13 protein-coding genes are annotated in these 19,346 nt (G+C 65.0%); 5 read left to right on the forward strand and 8 right to left on the reverse strand.

From position 1 onward, the window contains the following. Window positions 1–17 precede the first annotated feature (17 nt). Window positions 18–4,181 carry an FtsK/SpoIIIE domain-containing protein gene (locus ACZ5Z0_RS14730; RefSeq protein ID WP_464109061.1) on the reverse strand — a complete coding sequence of 1,388 codons (4,164 nt, stop codon included), beginning with the start codon at window positions 4,179–4,181 and terminating at the stop codon, window positions 18–20. Between the two features lie 212 nt (window positions 4,182–4,393). On the opposite strand from ACZ5Z0_RS14730, the gene glf reads away from it, so the two are divergent. From glf to ACZ5Z0_RS14750, 4 genes are read left to right on the forward strand one after another with little or no spacing between them, the layout of a single operon-like run. Beyond that, entirely contained in the window at window positions 4,394–5,581 is a 1,188-nt protein-coding gene (gene glf / locus ACZ5Z0_RS14735; protein ID WP_464109062.1) for a UDP-galactopyranose mutase, read from the forward strand. After that, the gene (locus ACZ5Z0_RS14740; RefSeq protein WP_464109063.1) at window positions 5,578–7,569 is read left to right on the forward strand and encodes a glycosyltransferase; all 1,992 of its coding nucleotides are present in this window, start codon (window positions 5,578–5,580) and stop codon (window positions 7,567–7,569) included. The genes glf and ACZ5Z0_RS14740 overlap by 4 nt, the downstream gene beginning before the upstream one ends. Continuing rightward, entirely contained in the window at window positions 7,570–8,439 is an 870-nt protein-coding gene (locus ACZ5Z0_RS14745) for an ABC transporter permease (protein WP_464109064.1), read from the forward strand. Window position 8,440: 1 nt separating this feature from the next. Next, window positions 8,441–9,193, forward strand: coding sequence for an ABC transporter ATP-binding protein (locus tag ACZ5Z0_RS14750; RefSeq protein ID WP_464109065.1), 753 nt, complete (start codon window positions 8,441–8,443; stop codon window positions 9,191–9,193). Between the two features lie 127 nt (window positions 9,194–9,320). Here the strand turns inward: ACZ5Z0_RS14750 and ACZ5Z0_RS14755 are convergent, their stop codons facing one another. Continuing rightward, the gene (locus tag ACZ5Z0_RS14755) at window positions 9,321–11,303 is read right to left on the reverse strand and encodes a DUF6541 family protein (RefSeq protein ID WP_464109066.1); all 1,983 of its coding nucleotides are present in this window, start codon (window positions 11,301–11,303) and stop codon (window positions 9,321–9,323) included. A 51-nt stretch (window positions 11,304–11,354) separates the two neighbouring features. Further along, complete coding sequence (gene rfbA, locus ACZ5Z0_RS14760) at window positions 11,355–12,224, reverse strand: glucose-1-phosphate thymidylyltransferase RfbA (protein WP_464109067.1); 870 nt, start codon at window positions 12,222–12,224, stop codon at window positions 11,355–11,357. A 161-nt stretch (window positions 12,225–12,385) separates the two neighbouring features. Here rfbA and ACZ5Z0_RS14765 point away from each other — a divergent pair, with 161 nt between their 5' ends. Further along, the gene (locus ACZ5Z0_RS14765; protein WP_464109068.1) at window positions 12,386–13,456 is read left to right on the forward strand and encodes an acyltransferase family protein; all 1,071 of its coding nucleotides are present in this window, start codon (window positions 12,386–12,388) and stop codon (window positions 13,454–13,456) included. Window positions 13,457–13,825: 369 nt separating this feature from the next. Here the strand turns inward: ACZ5Z0_RS14765 and ACZ5Z0_RS14770 are convergent, their stop codons facing one another. The 5 genes from ACZ5Z0_RS14770 to ACZ5Z0_RS14790 all read right to left on the reverse strand — a co-directional run bounded on the left by ACZ5Z0_RS14770 (window position 13,826) and on the right by ACZ5Z0_RS14790 (window position 19,346). Then, window positions 13,826–15,751 carry a hypothetical protein gene (locus ACZ5Z0_RS14770; protein ID WP_464109069.1) on the reverse strand — a complete coding sequence of 642 codons (1,926 nt, stop codon included), beginning with the start codon at window positions 15,749–15,751 and terminating at the stop codon, window positions 13,826–13,828. Window positions 15,752–15,974: 223 nt separating this feature from the next. Beyond that, entirely contained in the window at window positions 15,975–16,868 is an 894-nt protein-coding gene (locus ACZ5Z0_RS14775; RefSeq protein WP_464109070.1) for a glycosyltransferase, read from the reverse strand. Between the two features lie 30 nt (window positions 16,869–16,898). After that, window positions 16,899–17,993, reverse strand: a complete 1,095-nt coding sequence (locus ACZ5Z0_RS14780) for an NAD-dependent epimerase/dehydratase family protein (protein ID WP_464109071.1) — start codon at window positions 17,991–17,993, stop codon at window positions 16,899–16,901. 24 nt (window positions 17,994–18,017) lie between these two features. Beyond that, window positions 18,018–18,905: a glycosyltransferase family 2 protein gene (locus ACZ5Z0_RS14785; RefSeq protein WP_464109072.1), complete on the reverse strand. Its 888-nt coding sequence runs from the start codon at window positions 18,903–18,905 to the stop codon at window positions 18,018–18,020. After that, complete coding sequence (locus tag ACZ5Z0_RS14790) at window positions 18,906–19,346, reverse strand: DUF2304 domain-containing protein (protein ID WP_464109073.1); 441 nt, start codon at window positions 19,344–19,346, stop codon at window positions 18,906–18,908.

The raw sequence follows: 19,346 nt of genomic DNA on the forward strand, positions 1-19,346 counted from the left end.
TGCCTGCACGGGACCGCTCACGGCGGCTCCTCCGGAGCCAGTGCCAGTTGCGCCGCCGCGGCCCGTCCGTCCGAGATCACGACGGCGCGTCCGGCCGGAGGAGAGAGCTCCGGTTCGAAGCGCACACCGAAGAGGTCTCCGTCCATGAGGCTGCGGGGGCAGAGCAGGATTCCCCGGCCGTGGCTGCGGGCCTGGAACGCCAGCGGCACGCGCTGCTGCAGCGCCGGGCCGAACCCGGCGGTGAATACCACTGTCCAGCCCAGGCCGTTGAGCTCGAGCAGCACTGCATTCGTGTCCCGGCCATAGAGGTCCGCGTCGTCGGCGAGGATGATCGCGGCGGGATCGAGGTCGCCGGCGACGGCCCGCGCATGGACCCCGGACCAGTAGTCCTCGCGCCTGCTTCCCGGGCCAGGCCGCAGCCACGCCCGTGACTGGTTCAGCCGCGGCAGGGCACGCAGCAGGGTGCTCTTGCCCGAACCGGGGGCGCCGAGGACGGCGGCGACGCTGCTTGGCGGAGCCAGGATTCCGACGGGCTGCAGCTCATCACCTCCCACCCCGATCCAGAGTCGTGGATCCGAGGGCGGAGCCGCGGACGGAATCTCCGGCCCGAGCCGGGACCGGACCTCGTCCGCCGTTACCATCGCCGGAAGTGCCTCGATCCGGAACGGCCGGCTTCGCACGCTCCGGCCCGGGCCGCGTCCGGGCACCGCAGCGCCCCGGTCTTCTGCGGGCCGGTCGTAGAGCTGCGCCGCCCGCGGCACGGTTGAGCCCGGCTTTCCGTCGCCAACGAAGTGCCCCGAGACAATAACGCGTCCCGGGATGGCCGGCAGCTGCGGAAGCAACGGCCACGCGAGCCTGCCCTCATCCGTCGAACCGGCCGGGAAGAAGATCCGGTTGGGGAGCGCCGGGAAGAACCGCGCGGACACCAGCTCGCGGTCGCCGGACAGGACTGCGGTGATCTCCGCCTTGGCACCGTCCCGGATGAGGTCCGTGACGAGATCCTCGGCCCAGGCGAGGGGACCGGAGCGGAACGTGGAAACCCACGACCCCCAGTTGTGCAGCACCAGGACCAGCGGGGCGGGCCCCCCGGAGCGGGGTGCGGCCAGCCGCCGGGTCATTTCTTCGGCGGCGCGGGCAAGCACGCGGGCCGCCCGCGCTGGCTCGTGCGGGCCCACCCGTGCACCCACGCGGGGAGAGCCGGCGGCGCCGGCCAGGGCGCCGTCCCCGTCAAGCAGGTAGAGATGCGATTCGGCTTCGGAGTCCATCAACTGGTCCAGTGCCAGGCGCAGCGCCCGGGTACTCCCGCCGGTTGCGTCCTGCATTCCGCCGATCAGGGCCAGGTGGCCGTGGCGGTCCGGGTTCCAGCTCAGGCGGCGCACCTGCTGCTGGTCCGGCAGGTCCACCAGCCCCAGCAGGACAGTGCGGCCGGCGCGTTGCCCGGCGTCGGATTCTGGACGGGATTCTCGGCCGGGTTCGGGGCAGGGGAAGGCCAGGGTCTGCGGGAGCGGTCCGGCGACGGGACGGCGCGGCGGGGCACCGCCTTGAACGTGCCACAGCCTCGCCAGGAGTGCAGCGAAGGCAGCGGCGGATTCCGACGGCGTGGCCCCCGGCGCAGGGCAGGCCGCCGGCGGGGTGGTGCCCGGCCTTCCGTCGGGCAGCGGCAGGGCGCCCGGCATCCGGTCGAGGAGGGCCTCTGCGGGCAGCACCGTCACCGCGGCATCCGGCGGTACGGGCGGGGCCGGGGCATGGGTGGCTGTCTGGAACTCTTCGGGCGGTCCGCTGCCGCGCACCAGGTAGGCTCGCCCCGGGTTGTCGATTGGGATGGTGGCGGCGAGCCGGGAGTTGATGATGTCGGCGGATTCAAGCTCGGACTGGACCCTCAGCACGACGCAGCTGGTGACATTGGCCCGGATATCCGCGGTGAGCGCCCCCTGCGGCCGCTGGGTCGCCATGACCAGGTGGATGCCGAGGGAACGGCCGATCACCGCAATGCGCATCAGTTCCGTCAGGGCCGCCGGCGCGTCCTCCACCAGCATCCGGAATTCGTCGATGACCAGGACCAGGTGGGGGAGTGCCGGGACCCCCGGGGCCTGCGCCGGGTAGGATGCGAGGTCGGGGGCTCCGGCCGCGGCCAGCAGCTCTTCCCGGCGGCGGACTTCGGCCCGAAGCGAGGCCAGCGTCCGGTCCACTTCGTAGCCGTCCAGGTCCGTGAGGAGCCCCACGCACTGAGGGAGGCCGGTCAGAGGCCCCAGGCCCGAACCGCCCTTGAAGTCCACGAAGAGCAGGCTGATTCGGTCCGGCGGGTAGCTCGCGGCCAGCCCGGTCACGAGGGTGCGCAGGAATTCGGACTTGCCGGCGCCGGTCGTTCCCGCCACCAGCAGATGCGGCCCGTCTGCGTTCAGGTCAATCCGCACGGGCCCCTCCGCCCCGCGGCCGACCGGAACCGGCAGTCCCGGCGATCGCCCGGGCCGGTGGCGGTCCGCTTCCCAGCGGGCCGCCACCTCCGCCTCCGAGAGGGCCAGGAACTCGTCCAGCGAACAAGACGCCGGGATGGAGGAGGCAGCGGCCACGGGGCGGTCCACGTCCCCGAGTTGCCGGCAGAAACGGTCAAAGACCCGCTCCGGCACCAGGTCCGGCACAAAGCAGGTTCCGCTAGACCCGTGCGTGAGCTGGCCGGTGCCTCCGGCCAGGATGACAGCCTGGCCCGTTTCGGGTGCGGGTCCGGGTGCGGAGCATTCGATCACCTGCCAGCCGAGCCGCTGCGCCTCGGCCGCCAGGGCGTCCGGGCCTCCGCTCCGTGGCCCGCTCCATGGACCGGCCCCGGGACCGGTCCCGGGCAGCAGGATCAGCACGCCCCTGTCACAGCCCGGGCCGGGACCGGACGAAAGCCTGGCGGCGGTGACGGCCGCGCTGGAGGACAGGGAAACGCGGGGCAGGAAGCGGGCGGCGAGCGGGAGCGATGGGGCGTGCCCGTGAAGATGAACCCAGGTCCGACCGGCGAGGGGGTAGCCGGCGAGCTGCATGACGAAGTACCGGACCAGCCCGGCGACAGACTGTGCCGGGCCGTCCAGCAGGGTCGCAACCGAGGGGTCCAGGGTCAACGGCAGGTGCCCGGCGGGCGGCGCGCGGAAGCCCGGGTCGGCCGGTTCGCGCCGGATGTTCGCCGCCTGCCGGGCCAGCCCGAGCCGCAGCCACACCGGGGCCTCTGCGGCGGGAGCAGGTCCTGCGGCCGGAGCGTGTCCGTCAGCCGCGCCCGGCCGTGCCGCGCCGAGCACCAGTTCGGCCGCCGACGGCGCGGCCCGCCGCCGTCGTTCGCCGTCCCGCCGGACCGCTGCCGCCACCGCGGCCCGAAGCTCGCGGCGCTGCCGGCGGCCGGAGAACGCGGGCAGCAGGACCGGGACGGCCGAGACGGCGGTGAACGCCAGGAACATCCACATCCCGGTGGCCATGGCAAGGACCACCCCGGCCACGAGGGGCAGGACGGCGGCCAGCACCAGAAGCGTCCGCGGGCCGGCCGAGCCGGGACCGCGGACGCTCAGCGGCTCGGTGGTGTCTTCGCCGGAGCACGACAGTCCCGGACCGCCCAAGCCGGACAGCCCCGGCTGCTCCCCGCGGAAGAGGACGGCAAGCGTGGAGTGGCCGCAGCCGATGACGGTGTCGGTGGACACCGGAGCGGAGTGCACCTGGCGGCCGTCGATCCGGGTCCCGTTGGCGCTGCCAAGGTCGGTCAGCGTGATCCCCGCATCAGAAACGTCCAGCCGTGCGTGTTCCCGGGAAAGATCGGCATCCGGGACAGCCAACTCCGTTCCGCTCCGGCCGATGCGGTAGCGGCCGCGCCGCAGCGGCAGCACTGTCCCGGCGCCGGGCCCGCTGAGGACTGCCAGCAGCAGCGACGCGCCGGACGGCGGCCGCCGGCTTCGCGGCCCCGACAGCTGCGTGCGCGCCGTCGGCCCTGTGGGGGAACCGTCGACGAGTACGACGCCGTTCACCAGCGGGGCGGTGCCCGCCCTGAGGGCGGCAAGCGGGAGGCCTGCAACGCTCAGCCGGGCCGTGCCGAACTTCCGGGACACGGCGTCCTGGAGGACGGCCCCGGGGCAACCGGAGGGCGCCGCGATGGAGAGCTCCACCGGGCCCGCAACGGCTGAACCCGGTTGCCCGACGAGGGTGCAGTGCAGGAGCATCGCCGGATCCTTTCTCCCGGTCCCCGCAATCAAGGCTAGGCGGGGCAACCGGCCAGTGGCCTGCAGGAATCCCGCCATGTGGACAACGTTGGCGTTCCTTGCCAGCGTGCTGCGGCGGCGCCCGATTCGCCGGTTCGCACCCTGCCTCGGGTAGGCTAGAGCAGCAGACAATGCACCACGTTGTGCTGCCCACATTCGAACCAGGAGAGTTTGTGACCGCTGACCTCGTTATCGTAGGGTCGGGCTTTTTCGGCCTGACAATCGCAGAACAGGCCGCCACCGAGCTGGGCTTGAAGGTCGTCGTCATCGACCGCCGCCACCACATCGGCGGCAATGCCTACAGCGAAAAGGAGGAGCAGACCGGGATCGAAGTCCACCGGTACGGAGCGCACCTTTTTCACACCTCGAACGACCGCGTCTGGGAGTACGTCAACCGCTTCACGACGTTCACCAACTACGTGCACAAGGTCTACGGCGTCCACAAGGGGGAGGTTTACTCCCTGCCCATCAACCTGGCCACCATCAACCAGTTTTTCCGCGCGAACCTGACCCCGGGCCAGGCCAAGGACCTGATCAAGGAACAGGCCGGCGAACTGGCGGGAACCGATCCGCAGAACCTCAACGACAAGGGCATCCAGCTCATCGGCCGGCCGCTCTACGAGGCGTTCATCAAGCACTACACCGGCAAGCAGTGGCAGACGGACCCCAAGGACCTGCCCGCCGGCATCATCTCCCGACTCCCGGTGCGCTACAACTACGACAACCGCTACTTCAACGACAAGTACGAGGGCCTGCCGACCAACGGCTACACCGCGTGGATCGAGAAGATGGCGGAGCACCCGAACATCGAGGTCCGGCTCAACACCGACTTCTTCGATGAGTCGCAGGAGTACAGCAAGGGCAAGGTCGTCGGCACCATCCCGGTCGTCTACACCGGACCGGTGGACCGCTACTTCGACTACGCCGAGGGCGACCTCTCCTGGCGCACCATCGACTTCGAAGAGGAAGTGCTTGACGTCGGGGACTTCCAAGGCACCTCCGTGGTGAACTACAACGACGACGACGTCGCCTACACCCGCATCATCGAGCCGCGCCACTTCCACCCCGAGCGCGAGTACCAGACGGAGAAGACCGTCATCATGCGTGAGTTCTCCCGCGCTGCCGAGAAGGGCGACGAGCCCTACTACCCGATCAATACCCCAGCAGACCGCGAACGCCTGCTCAAGTACCGCGATCTCGCGGCCGCCGAGCGGGACGTGCTCTTCGGCGGACGCCTGGGCACCTACAAGTACCTGGACATGCACATGGCCATCGGCTCTGCCCTGACCATGTTCGAGAACAAGATCCGCCCGCACTTCGAAAGCGGCGCCAAAATTGAGAGCGGGGGAGTGGACGCATGAGCGCCGCTGACGTGACTACTGAGTGGGCCCGGATTCAACGGGTCATCCTGCCCTCGGACGACCAGACTGACACTATCCCGCTTTACGTTGACGCGGGGCCGGCCAGCGGCATCCGTCTGCGGGAGAACGACGAGCTTGCCCGTTCGCCCAAGTTGCCCGAGGATAAGCTGCAGATGTTCAGCTCGGGCGGGAGCGAGGCCCACTTCGAGGACATGCTCAGCAGGCACTCCATGCGCGTGCGGTCCGGCGAGCAGCTTTCCTTCGGCACCTACTTCAACGCTTTCCCGGCAAGCTATTGGCGGCGGTGGACTTCCGTTCGCGACATCCGCCTCGTGGTCCGGACCACGGGCACCGGTGCCGTCACCGTTTACAAGTCCAACGCCCGGGGTTCCGTGCAACGGGTTGACGGGCGGCACGTCGACGGCGACACGACGTCGGTGTTTGAGCTGACCCTCAAGCCGTTCGGCGACGGCGGCTGGTACTGGTTCGACCTGTCCGCCAGCTCGACGGACCTGGTGATGGACTCCGCACAGTGGGAAACGCAGAAGCGCGCGGGCGACGGCGGCGAGGTGACGCTGGAAATCACCACGATGAACAAGCCCGATTTCTGCCTGAACAACGCGCGGATTCTTTCCGAGAACCTTGACGTCCTCAGCGACGTCAAGGAGATCCTGATCGTGGACCAGGGGACCCAGAAGGTCCAGGACCAGGACGGCTTCGAGGAGGTCAGGGAGGCGCTCGGCGGAAAACTGCGCATCATCAACCAGGCCAACCTAGGCGGATCCGGCGGATTCGCCCGCGGCATGTACGAAGCAGTTGAAAACGGCAGCGACTATGTGCTCCTGCTCGATGACGACATCGTCGTCGAGCCCGAAAGCATTGTCCGCCTGCTGACCTTCGCCGACTACTGCCGCAAGCCCACCATCATTGGCGGGCACATGTTTGACCTCTACAGCCGGAGTGTCCTGCACACCTTCGGCGAGGTTGTGGACCCGTACCGGTTTGTGCCGGCACAGCCCCATGCCGACATGGAGCTCCGCCACGACTTCAGCGTGGCCAACCTCCGGCAGACCGCGTGGCTTCACCGCCGTGTGGACGTCGACTATAACGGCTGGTGGATGTGCTTGGTCCCCACGAAAGTGATCAAGGAAATCGGGCTGTCCCTCCCCCTGTTCATCAAGTGGGACGACGCCGAATACGGCCTCCGGGCCCGGGAAGCGGGCTTTGCGACAGTGTCACTGCCCGGCGCCGCCGTGTGGCATGTCTCCTGGGCGGACAAGGACGACATGGTCGGCTGGCAGTCCTACTTCCACGAACGGAATAGGCTCATCACGACGCTCATTCACAGCCCGTATCCCAAGGGCGGCCGCGTTCTGCGGGAATCTGTCCAGGCCGACGTCAAGCACCTGGTCTCCATGCAGTACTTCACCGAGCATGGACGCATCGAGGCCATGAAAGACATCCTTAAGGGACCAGGTGACCTGCACGAGGTGCTGGCGACCAGGCTTCCGGAGATCAACGCGCTCAAGTCCCAGTACACGGACGCGCAGCTCAAGGACGACGTCGATGACTTCCCGGCGCCAAAGCTTGGCCGTGGCCCCATGGGTGGCGCCCCGATCGGCATGCCGCGGAAGAAGGACCTCGTTCCCTGGGGCATCAAGACCGTGGCGCGCCAACTGGTTAAGGCGCCGGCACCGGAGAGCGCAGAACGCCCCCAGGGATTCCTCGCCCACCGTGACAACCGCTGGTTCAGGCTTGCCCACTACGACAGTGTTGTTGTGTCCAACGCTGAGGGAACGGGGGCGTCCTGGTACCGGCGGGACCCCCAAAAGCTCAAGTCGATGCTCTCGGAAGCCTCTCGGCTGCACCTTCGGCTCTTCCGTGAGTGGGACAAGCTCGCCGAGCAGTACCGTGCCGCCGTCCCGGAGATCACTTCGATGGCAGCGTGGAAGAAGACGTTCGACGCCGACGCCAGGGACGGCCGCTAGATGGCCGGTCAAAGCGACCAGCTCGTAAAGCCCGGAAGCGGCCGCGGACTGCTTGATGTCTACGGAGACCGCTTCCTGCTGAAATTGCTCGTGCGTAAGGAAATCAAGATCCGCTACCGCGGTTCTGTGCTGGGGCTGCTGTGGTCGTACGTGAAGCCTCTGATGCAGTTCCTGATCTACTTCATCGCCCTGGGCATCTTCCTGAACCTCGAGCACGGCACGCCGAATTACGCGATCTACCTCTTCGCGGGCATCGTACTGGTGAACTTCTTCACGGAGTCGCTGTCCAACTCCACCCGGTCCATCGTCGACAACCGCGATCTGATCAGGAAGATCTATCTGCCCCGGGAGCTTTTTCCGGTGGCAACTGTGTGGGTCTCCGCCGCGCACTTCCTGCCGCAGCTGGTGGTGCTGATCGCGGCCTGCCTGCTCGTCGGATGGACGCCGTCGGTCCTGCAACTGGCCGCGGTGGTTTTGATCTTCCTCATGGTGTCCGTGCTTGCAACGGGCCTGGGGCTCATGTTCGGCGCCGTCAACGTGTACTTCCGCGATTCGGAGAACATCGTTGACATGATCGTCATGGTTGTCACCTGGGCGTCGCCCGTGCTGTACGTCTGGTCGATGGTGGAGCGTGTCATGGGCCCCTGGTACTGGCTGTACCAACTGAACCCGATGACAACGGCGGTAGAGGTCTTCCACTGGGCTTTCTGGGAACCCACCCTGAAATCTGACCAGTTCGTCACTGGAACTCTTCCGCCCGACTTGTTCACCCTCTGGCTGCCGGTCTCCCTGCTCACCACTCTCGCGGTGCTGTTCCTTGGTCAGTTGACCTTCCGCCGGCTTTCCATCCACTTTGCTCAGGAGCTCTGAGATGACTTCGCACGGGCACGTCGCCATCAGTTGCATTGGCGTCCGAAAGCAGTTTGTGCTGCGCCACACCCGCTCCCTGAAAGAAGCCTTGGTCTGGCTGGTGAAGGGACGTAAGGGCGACCTGTCCAAGAAATTTCTTGCCTTGAACGACGTATCCCTCGAGGTCAAGCAAGGTGAAACGGTCGCACTCCTGGGCCTGAACGGTTCCGGTAAATCCACGCTTCTAAAGTTGATCTCCGGAGTGCTGCAGCCCGACGGCGGCACGGTGCGGACCCGGGGCCGGGTTGCCGGCCTCATAGAAGTCGGCGCGGGCTTCCACCACGATCTCAGCGGCCGGGACAACGTCTATCTCAACGGCGCCATTCTTGGTATGTCGGAGAAGCAGATCGATGAGATGTTCGATTCCATCGTGGAATTCTCTGAGATCGGCGAATTCATCGACACCGAGGTGAAGTTCTACTCCTCCGGAATGTACCTGCGCTTGGCCTTTTCGATTGCCGTCCACACCGACCCGGAAGTCTTCCTGATCGATGAGATCCTGGCTGTGGGCGACGAACCTTTCCAGCGCAAGTGCATCGCCAAGATCAAGGAGCTGGCGGACAAGGGCAAGACCCTTTTCGTAGTGAGCCACGACCTCGACCTGGTAGCGACGGTCTGCGAACGGGGAGTGCTGCTCGAACACGGCAAGATCGTGATGGACGCGGAAGTGCACGACGTCGTCGACGAGCTCCGACGCAGATCGGCAGTCGCGTAGCGGCGTGTGAGCTGTCTAGCAGTGGCAAGCGCCCTTAGGGGCAAAGACAAAGCAGCAAAAGTTGATTCCGATCGCCACGCTGTCCTAAGCGCATCCGGCGGCGTTCCGGCGCGAGCACCGACTCTTCCTAGTTGCCGGCGCAGGCGGTCAGTTCGTAGAGGCGGGCTTCGCCTTGCTCGAGCACGAGCTTGACGGCGGTGGAGTGCTCGAGATCTTCCAGTCCGGGGAAGCGGTGGCTCCCGCCGTGGACTTCCTTGGTCCCGAAGTCCAGCACATAGTGCACGTGCGCGGCCCGGGCGGCGTCACAGACGGACGGGACAGTCTCCGCGCTGCGGAGTTGCGCGTTCAGAATTTCCACGGCGGGGGAGTTGGCCGTGAGCACGTGCTTTGCCGTCGTGTCCCGGTCCGCCAGGGCATAGGCCAGGGCCGCCCCGGTCCACGGATTGACGGCGATCGCTGAGCCTTCGGGCACCACCGCGGGGAGGCGTTCGATGACAGCCAGTTCATCCGTGGACACCAGGGGCGAGTCAGGGGATTCTTCGTAGTTGGCGCGGGCAGATCGTACGGCCGCTGCCATCGAGGGCAGCTGGGACGCCACAGATGCGGCGGCCAAGACAACGCATCCGGCCAGCACGAGCACCCTTTTGCCGTTTTGAGCGCTGCCGCGGTCCGACGCAGCGGCGCCTGACCAGAAACTCCGCAGCCAGGCAATCGCCGCGTCAGCGCCCAGCGCCACAAAGGGAACTGCCGTCAACGGCAGGAGCGCTGCCAACCGATAGCTGTCGTTGTACCAAACCCCTGTGACCCGCATTCGGAAGTCGCTGATCGGCGTCGCCGAGACGATCAGGAAGAGTACGGCGGTAATACAAAAGCCGGCCAGAATCCAGAAATTACGCCGGTACCGCACTGAGAGCAGCAGGCCGAGGAGCATCAGGACACTGATGGCCGGAGCGAGGGGCCGGTTCATGGGCGAATTGGCAACAACCTCCATGACCGCCCGCAGGGGTGACTGTATCGGCCCCCAGAACGCGGCATCTTGGGGAGGGCGGATAAATTTCCACAGCACGATGAACAAGGCTGCAAAGCCAGCCAGCCCGACGGTGGCTATTGCCCGGCCCCGGCGCCGGTCCTGCGTCCGGTGCACCCCGAAGTAAGTCTGCCAGTAGGACTGGACGAGGACCGGTACGGAGAGGACCAGCAGGGACATGAAGCCATTGGGATGGGCCAAGGCCACGCCGGGGACCAGCAGCAGGGGCAGTCCAAACCGTGCCCACGGGGAGACGCTGAGCTCTTTACCAAGTCCGAAGAACAGGGCCACGGAGCCGAGGGCGGCGGGCAACATACAGACGGAGAGGAAGTTCGGATAAAGCACCCCGAAATCCAGCAACAGGATCGGGAAAGCCGAAAAGACCCCCGAGAGTACTCCCGCGGATGCGACCGCCACCGGCTTGTTGCCAGCCACGATCCGGGTCAACAGCATGCAGCCCAGCGGCCACATCACCGCGGCGACTGCCATGTTCAGGATGTTGACTCCCACTGGCAGGGGGGCGCCCGTCAGCTGGATCAGCGCGGCGGCGAGGCCGTGCCAGGCCGCCGGATAGAAATAGGGGGCTGCGCCGCCACTGGCCATCGATGACATGGTCAAGGAGGAGGCACTGCCCGTGTCCAGGATGTAGCGCACTCCATTGAGGTGGAATACGTTGTCGAAGGTTTGCGAGAAACTTGCCGGAGTGCCGAATGCAACAGCCAGTTGCACCAGGATGAGGCCGGCCCCGACCACGAATGAGGCCGCCAGACAGCCGGACTGACGGCCGACCCGGGGCACCAAGGCCAACTGCTGGGCCAAGGTGGGGTCGCGGAAGAGCCGGCGCAGGCCGGCAAGGATGGAGCCGAGTACGACGCCGCCCAGCAGGATTGCGACCGACGACCAGGCAATGCCGACAAAGGGCAGAGCTACTGCGAGGACCGCGGAGATTGCGACGGCGAGCGGCGCGGCTGCGGCGATGGCCGGAAGGCCCCGGAGACCAAGTCCCACAGCCGCCAGACCGCCCGGGAGGAGGAGGAAGACGACGCCGACGAGGATGAGCGGTGCTGTCTGGACCCAGCTCACCAGGACAGCCGCCGGTCAAAGTATTCGCTATATAGGACCCCCGGGTTCATCTCAGATGGACTCGTCCAGCAATCCCAGCAGGTAGGTGCCGTACCCACTCTTGATGAGCGGTTCGGCCCGCTCACGCAGTTCGTCGTCAGTCAAGAAGCCGTTGCGCCAGGCGATCTCCTCGGGCGCGCCGATCTTGAGGCCCTGGCGGTTTTCGACCGTCCGGATGAAGTTCGAAGCGTCGCTCAAGTCGTTGAAGGTACCGGTGTCCAGCCAAGCCGTCCCGCGGGGAAGAATTTCCACCTGCAGCTTGCCGCGCTCGAGGTAGGTCCGGTTGACGTCGGTGATTTCAAGCTCGCCCCGGGGGGAAGGGCGAAGGTTCTTCGCAATGTCGATGACTTCATTGTCATAGAAGTAGAGACCGGGCACGGCGTAGTGGCTGCGCGGCTTAGCGGGCTTCTCTTCGAGCGACAGCGCCTTGCCAGCATCGTCGAACTCGACAACGCCGTAGGCCTTGGGGTCCTTGACCCAGTAACCAAAGACGGCGCCGCCGTCGATGTTTGCGTGTCGGCGCAGCTGCGATCCCATGCCCTGGCCGTAGAAGATGTTGTCACCCAGAACAAGCGCAACCGTGTCGTTGCCGATGTGGTCTGCCCCTAGGATGAACGCCTGGGCCAGGCCGTCAGGGGTGGGCTGCTGAACGTACGTCAGGTTCACCCCGAACTGTGAGCCGTCGCCAAGCAGGCGCTGGAACTGCTCCGCGTCGTGGGGGGTGGTGATGATCAGGATGTCCCGGATTCCCGCCAGAATGAGCGTAGACAAGGGGTAGTAGATCATGGGCTTGTCATAGACGGGCACGAGCTGTTTGCTGATGCCGTGGGTGATCGGGTGCAGCCGGGAGCCGGTCCCGCCGGCCAGGATTATTCCACGCATGGTCTCAATCCTCCCGTAATGGCGGCGCCACGGCAAACCAGGGTGCCGCCGGGAGCTGCGGCGCACCCCGGAATTCCTGCGGCAGCGCCGCGGGAAGCCAAGGGATTGGGGGCCACCATGTAGAATTAAGCGCCCGCACATATGACGAAGGAAGCCCGGACTTGAGCATCGTTGCACTGAAACCCCACGCGATTCCGGCTCCAGCCATCGGCCAGCGGCTTGACCCCCGCGGAAACAGCCTCAACCTCATCCGCTTGTTTCTAGCCCTGATGGTGCTGTTCGCTCACAGCTGGCACATCGTTGGCGCCGGCGGCGGCCCGGGGTTCAGGGGAGAGAACCTGGGCGGGTGGGCGGTTGCAGGGTTCTTCGGGATCAGCGGCTACCTCATCACGGCCAGCCGGTTCAGCAATCGCATCGGGACGTACCTGGTCCACCGGGCCGCGCGGATATTCCCCGGCTTCATCGTGTGCCTGGCGGTCATGGCGTTCGTCTTCGCTCCCATCGCCTACTCCTTGCAGCACGGCTCCCTTCATGGGTTTTTTTCGACTCCCACGACGCCGCTTAACTCCATCCTGGGGAATCTGCCGCTGAGAATTGCCAGCTACGACATCGCTGGGACGCCCGCCGGTGTGCCGTACCCGGGTGCGTGGAACGGTTCCTTGTGGACGCTTTACTTTGAGTTCCTGTGCTACCTGCTGATTGCCATGATGGGATTCATCCCGTTCGTGAAGAAGACACCCTGGCCAATCATCGCCGCGTTTCTGTTCACCGTGGCACTCTGGGCTAACGTCGCGGCGATCAGGCCATTCGCGGACATCGAGATGCTGGTGCGACTTTTCTCGTATTTCCTCGGTGGCGCCGTCGTCCAGGTACTGAGCTCGCGGATCGGAATCCACCGCATCGGCGGCCCGGCGGCCCTCGTGGTCGCGGCACTGTTGATCTATTTCGTTCCCGGCTTCGGAGCCCAACTCGCTGCGCCTTTCTTCACCTACGGGCTGTTGTGGATCTCGACCTGGCTCCCTCAGCCGGCCATCATCGCCCGCCATGACATCTCGTATGGTGCCTACATCTATGCGTTTCCGGTGCAGCAATTGCTCGCGGTCTTCGGCGCGTACCACTGGGGCGTGTGGTGGTTCACCCTGGCGGCCACCCTTTGCACGATCCCCTTCGCGGCCGCCAGTTGGCTGTTTGTCGAGCGGCCCGTCATGCGGCGGGCAAGAAAGTCGGGCTAGTTCCTGAGAGGGCGCTTCGCCCCCGCGGCTGTTCCTTCGTCCGCGGGGCTGCAAACTAGCAGCACTGCCCAGGCAGGTTGGTTTAGCGGCTGATGGGCGTTGGCCTGCAGCACTCGGCGGTGGCAGCCGCTTCGCCGACATGGATTTCGGCGTAGGCGACCCGGGGCGGTCGTCAATGACGGCATTCATGTAGGCTGGGCCGATCAGCGGAGCGGCAGCTGCTATGGGGTTTCTCAGGCGTACTTGCCCGATACCTGTGATCGCCTCAGCGGTGTTAAAGTAACCCCACTGTGCAACCGGGGTCCTCCCACAAGTCAACTACCGCAGCGAGTCATCACATTCACCCAACCAACGTCCGCGGGGTTAGGGCTAGCCCAGCCGGATCAGCCGGCCCGCAAGCCCCAGGGTGCTCAGTCGGGCGTGAACCGGGTCGTAGAGCTCCGGGTCGACGATGACTGACATATCCGGATTTTCGGTCAGGATCCGGGCGATGATCTCGGGAGCCCGGGCGTAGTCTTTGGCGATTTCAGCCACAGTAAAACTCAGTGCCGTCGTCGTCGAAGTCGATTGGCCGCGCATACCCCATTGCCATCTTGCGGCGAGAATCGGGTCCATAGTGTTGGAAGCCGGAATATACATCGCCGCAGTTGGCTGCGGCTGGGTGGCACTGACGAGCAGTCGCTGCACGTAGGGCGGGGGTGAGGCTAACAGATTCTGCTGGTGTTTCATCTGACCCAGCGGTCGGGCCGTGGCGGGAAACCCAGCTTTGTCCAGGTCCGGCAGCGAGAAGCCGTAGGCCTGGGTTGCCGCCAGGGCCAGGAGTCCCATGGCGGCAACCATACCAGCCTTGCGCTGCGACACCCCTGTGTTCGCATGGGGGGCTGGGACCAGCGTGGCAGCCCCGGCGACAGCAAGCGGCCATGCCAGAAGCAAGACCGCGATTAAGTATTTGTAGAAATAGTAAGAAATGGACCCATGCTGACTGGTTTGGGACACGGCAAGCCACAGGCCAAAAGCTATTGGGACGAAGAGACCAAGACAAGCGCGGGCGACGTCGAGTCTCTCCGCCCGCAGGTAGCGGGAGTGCGTCTGGCGCGCAATGCGGACATTTGCAAAGCCAAGGACCACTACCAACGTCACGATCAGCAACGCATGGCCCAGATCCGGCATTGCAATGCCGCCCAGGGTTTCCAAGATACCCTGACTGCTTGAAACCAACGGGGAGATCTGCACTATCGGTAGCGCAATGCCGACGGCGGTCAGACCCGCTAACGCGGCCGAGACAATCCACCAGGTGCGGCTGTAACTAGCCCTGAAGCGAACCACACCCCATAGTTTGGTTGTCACTATAAGGGCGACCAACGACATTAGTAAAAGCCAGTTGTTGCTAATGCTGACAAGACCTGCGCCCACGGCCGCCACCCCAATCAGGGGGACGGCGCGCTGGAACGTCAGTAGCGCGAGCACTGTAGAAGTCGCCATGGCGCATGCTAAGTAAAAGTTAGCGAAGCCTTCGTAAACCGGGATGGAGCCCGGTCCGTAGACCCAGGCGGCGGTGGCGACAGCAATCAGCGGCGCCATGATCGCGGGTCTACGTCGGACAGAAGGTAAGGCACAGAGACCTGCTACAACAATCAACACGCCCAGAGCGGATACGGCCGCCTGGAGCGTCATGTATGCCACAAGCTCGTTGCCCACCCCAGACGGACCCGGCCGGAAGACGTTGGACAACGTAGCCAGCAAGGCGTGGAATCCTTGGGGGTACTCGCCGAACCCCCAAGAGGCACCTGACGGATCCATCGGAATAGTTGGAATGACCTCTCCGTGACTGCGGAGCATGTAGTAGATACTGAAATGCGACTGGTAATCCCATCTGGTGGTCATGAGGGTCAGTGCGTCAAGTGGAGATCGCACGGCTATCATGGTTCCCAGAGAAAAAGCCGACAGGGTGCCAGCCAATAGCGGCGCTGAATCAATCGCCTGCACCCGTGGAACTAGCCGTGTTAACCTCCGCGCAGCAGACGGACCTGAGAACACCCACCATGCACTCACGCCTGCCGCGGCTGCAAGAAAGAGCGTTCCGTGGTCTATACCGAGGAGCCGCTGGGGCACCCACCACGAGAGCGGTACGAATCCGACTACGATGAGGGCGTTGTACAGCAGTCGCTGCGAAAGATTCCTTGCCGTCGGGATCAAAACCACAAGCGCCGCAGCGAATGCCATCGCTGGGATACCTTGGAGCAGCCCGGCTGCCCGCAGCGCCAGAATGACCCCAGCCGCCAAGAGAAGCGCCAAGAGTCCTTGTGCTTGTTTCTTGGCTGTCTTACTCGGCCGTCCACCCACCGGGTCAGTCCGGTTGGGTCTCCGGTCTCGTAGGTACCGGACCTCAGTGACCGTGCTACTCAAAGATATTCCCCCTGTTGTTTTGCAAACTAATTGCGCATCATTGCTGGCTTTGACTTCTCGGAGGCCAGCGCTGCAGACTCTCACCCCGCTGTTGGGGAGCGATAAGATTTTGCTAGCTGTGGACCCTTCGTCCCGAGATGGCCCGGAGCCCGTCGGCCACGCCGGCCGCCGCGTTAGCCAGCCGGGCGAGTCTGCCGGGCGCCAGCAAAGACACTATAGCCAGATGCCGGTAGTCGGAGAGAATCCCTTTCACTGTCCACAGCGGGTATTTTCGCCCGTACTGCCTCGCCAGGAGGAGGCGGTTCCGAAAAATATAGTAGTACCGCCAGTCCGCCGCCGTCCGGATCTTCAGCGGTTTGCCGCCAATCGAGACCGTCTTGCCCAGAACGCTGGCTGCTGTCTTGGTTCCGAGAGCGTGGTCAAGGGACGCGCCGGCTGCGAGCACCGAGCTAAGACCGTGGCTGCGGCACCGCAGGAAGTACTCGCTGTCGACCCCGTCGATGAAGAGGCTGTCCTTGAACGGACCAATTCGTTCGATCACGGGAACGGGTAGGAGCAACCCGGACTGGATCGGCTCGCCGCCAAGTTGAACACCGTGCAGCACGGGGCCACGACGGACGGGGATTTCGCGAACCGAGCCGGGAGCGACCATCCCCACCCGGACTCCGGAGACCCGGGCGGCCGCTGCCGCCTTCAGTAGAGCCTGGACGTATCCTTCCTGCAGCCGCGAATCCTGGTCCATGGTGAGGATGAAATCCGGCTTCGGGGTCGCCGCCAGCGCGTCGGCGATGCCGGCGTTGAGCGCGGCCGCGATGCCGGAATTCTCCTTCAGCCGGACTGCGGTGCAGCCCATGGCCTCAAGTTCCGCCAGGATCCGCGTCGGGTCCAGGGTGCTCCCGTCGTCGACGACGACGACCTTGTCCACTTGGGAGAGCAGTGCGGCAGCGTTGTCCAGAACCCCCTCGTTCGGGTTGAACAGGGAGACGACGGCGGTGGTCGCAGGCACAAAAATTCCGTTCAGAGAAGAGGCTGGGCGTCAGGCGGGCTGGACGCCGGGCTGGGCATCGATCCACGTAGCGAGGCGCTCGATGCCCTGCGCAAGGTTGTAGCGCGGTTCCCAACCGAGAACCTCTTTGGCAGCGGAAATGTCGGCCCAGGCGTGACGCACGTCGCCTTGGCGGTACTGGCCGGTGACGTGCGGGTCCGGAGCGCCGTAGTGTTCGGCGATGAGCTCCGCCGCGGTGCCGATGGTCTGGAACTCGCCGGAGCCGATGTCCATGGGTTCGCCCTGGACGGTGTGGGAGAGGGCGCCAGCCACGATAGCCGAGGCAACATCGTCGATGAGGACGAAGTCACGCCGGACCTGGCCGTCCTCATACAGCGGAATCGATTTCCCGCCCATCGCCATCCGGCAGAATAGGCTCATGATCCCGGTATACGGGTTGATCAGGGATTGTCCCGGGCCATACACGTTCTGAAGCCGGAGGATGACGGTCTCGACGCCGTACGACTTGGACCAAGCCTGGAGGATGTGCTCCTGGGCCAGCTTCGTTGCTCCGTAGACGCTGACAGGCGCTGGAAAGGTCTCGGATGCCTTCATGGCGACAGGGGTGGCACCGGGGAAATCCCACTGCGCCTGGTCCAGCGTGGCGCTCGTCCGCTGGCCCGGGTAGAAAGTCTTGCCGGCGGCGTCCTGCCACGCGCCTTCGCCATAAACAGCCCGGCTCGATGAAAGGACGATGCGGCGCGGGAGCTTCTTGTGCCGGTTCAGTCCGTCGAGCATCTGGGAGGTACCCACCACGTTGACGTGGGTGTGCCGGGTGGATTCCTCGAGGGACTGACCGGTACCGGTTTCGGCTGCCAGGTGGATGATGACATCGGGAGTCACGTCCTGGAGTACCAGATCCCAGGTACTTCCTTCGGCAACGTCAGCGACGACGAGTTCCGCCCGCGGGTCGAGCGCTGCCGGCCGCTCCCCGGACTCGTGGATCTGAGGATGGAGATTGTCCACGACGACGACACGGTCGAAGGCCTCAGCCAGCGCGGGAGAGATGGCGCAGCCGATGAACCCGGCTCCGCCGGTCACGAGAACGGTGCCGCCCGGGCGGGCGGACGTTGCGGGAGAAGTCACTGGAGACCTTTCGTTGCGGGCAGGTTATTTGCCGAAGGCATGGCGGGCGAGGGCCCTCATGGCTGCAGAATTTCGAGTGGCGACAGCTTTGGGAAGGAGCCAGACAGCGTGGGCGCGTGAGGTCGTCCGGAGCCGTGCGGAGCGCGCGGCACGGTGCCAGCCGAGCTCTTCGGCCTGGACGGCCGCCACTTCGAAGTACTCACGCTCGCCGGCGAAGCGGGAACCGTCGACCAGTTTCGTGGAAGATGCACTGTTTGAGTGCCTGCGGTAGCGGAAGCACAGCGTCGGTTCTATCAGGAGTTGATCGCCCTGGAAGATCATGTCCATGACAAGTGCGAGGTCCTGAATGATGGGGAATCCCTCGCGGAACTCAACTTCCCGAATCTTTTCAGTTCGGAAGGCCAGCGAGGGCCAGTAGAGCCAGTCCCCGTGCATCAGGTTGCGAGCTATTGCTTCGCCGGAGACAAGTTTGCAGCCCTTAGCCCGGGGTTTGACGAGCTTCTGTTTGACGGTATCCGCCAGGGTGGTGACCACACGGCTGTCCTCATCGATGACTTCAACCCCGGGCTGGATGACGGCGGCGATCGGGAACCGCTTGTGGGCCTTGAGGACTACGTCGACATAGTTGGGGAGGAGGACGTCGTCGCAGCCCAGAATGACCATTACTTCTTCAGTGGCAAGGGCGACGCACGTCCGGTAGTTATCCGTGATTCCCTCGTTCTGTTCCTTGCGGATGTACTTGACCCGGGGATCGTCGATGCCTGACATGTAGTCCCTGATTTCCAGGGTGGGGTAGGCATCATCGATGACGGTCAGCAGCCAGTCGGGGTTCTCCTGGGCCAGGACGCTTTCCACGGTCTCGATCATGTACGCGGGCTCGCCCCAGTAGGGGATGAAGATATCCAGTGGCATTTAGGACTCGGCGCTTTCAGTTGACGGTTCGCCGGTCAGAACCGGAGAAATGCTAGCGTCGCCGCGCATGCCGTTTGCCCGGCCTGGGGCACGAGAGACCTGAGGCGCGGACAGGGCTTCAACCTGGGACCGCAGTATTGCGACCTCTTCCGCCAGGGTGCGGGTTTCATCCTCCACCACGGAGATTTCCCAGGACAAGTGGAGACAGACACCCAGCAGCATCAGGATACTCATGGTGAAGAGGAGGTTGGAAGGAAGCTGTACTCCAACGAATTCCGCGACGATGTTCAGAAGCCTCGGAAATGCGGCCAGCACCAGGGTGGCTACACCGACCACCAGCCACAGGACGGCGTACTTCTCCCTGAGCTTCTTGCGCCGAAGCATCTCGACGACCAGTGCGACGATTGCGAGTGCCAAGAGGAAGGCGGCTACGTTGCCCAA

This window comes from Arthrobacter sp. T2-23, from assembly GCF_055398325.1.

Excerpts from the sequence above, each read along its gene's own strand:
- ACZ5Z0_RS14785 (WP_464109072.1), bottom strand. The coding sequence starts at position 18,905 with ATGCCACTGGATATCTTCATCCCCTACTGGGGCGAGCCCGCGTACATG.
- ACZ5Z0_RS14740 (WP_464109063.1), top strand. The coding sequence starts at position 5,578 with ATGAGCGCCGCTGACGTGACTACTGAGTGGGCCCGGATTCAACGGGTC.
- ACZ5Z0_RS14750 (WP_464109065.1), top strand. The coding sequence starts at position 8,441 with ATGACTTCGCACGGGCACGTCGCCATCAGTTGCATTGGCGTCCGAAAG.
- rfbA (WP_464109067.1), bottom strand. The coding sequence starts at position 12,224 with ATGCGTGGAATAATCCTGGCCGGCGGGACCGGCTCCCGGCTGCACCCG.
- ACZ5Z0_RS14745 (WP_464109064.1), top strand. The coding sequence starts at position 7,570 with ATGGCCGGTCAAAGCGACCAGCTCGTAAAGCCCGGAAGCGGCCGCGGA.
- ACZ5Z0_RS14730 (WP_464109061.1), bottom strand. The coding sequence starts at position 4,181 with ATGCTCCTGCACTGCACCCTCGTCGGGCAACCGGGTTCAGCCGTTGCG.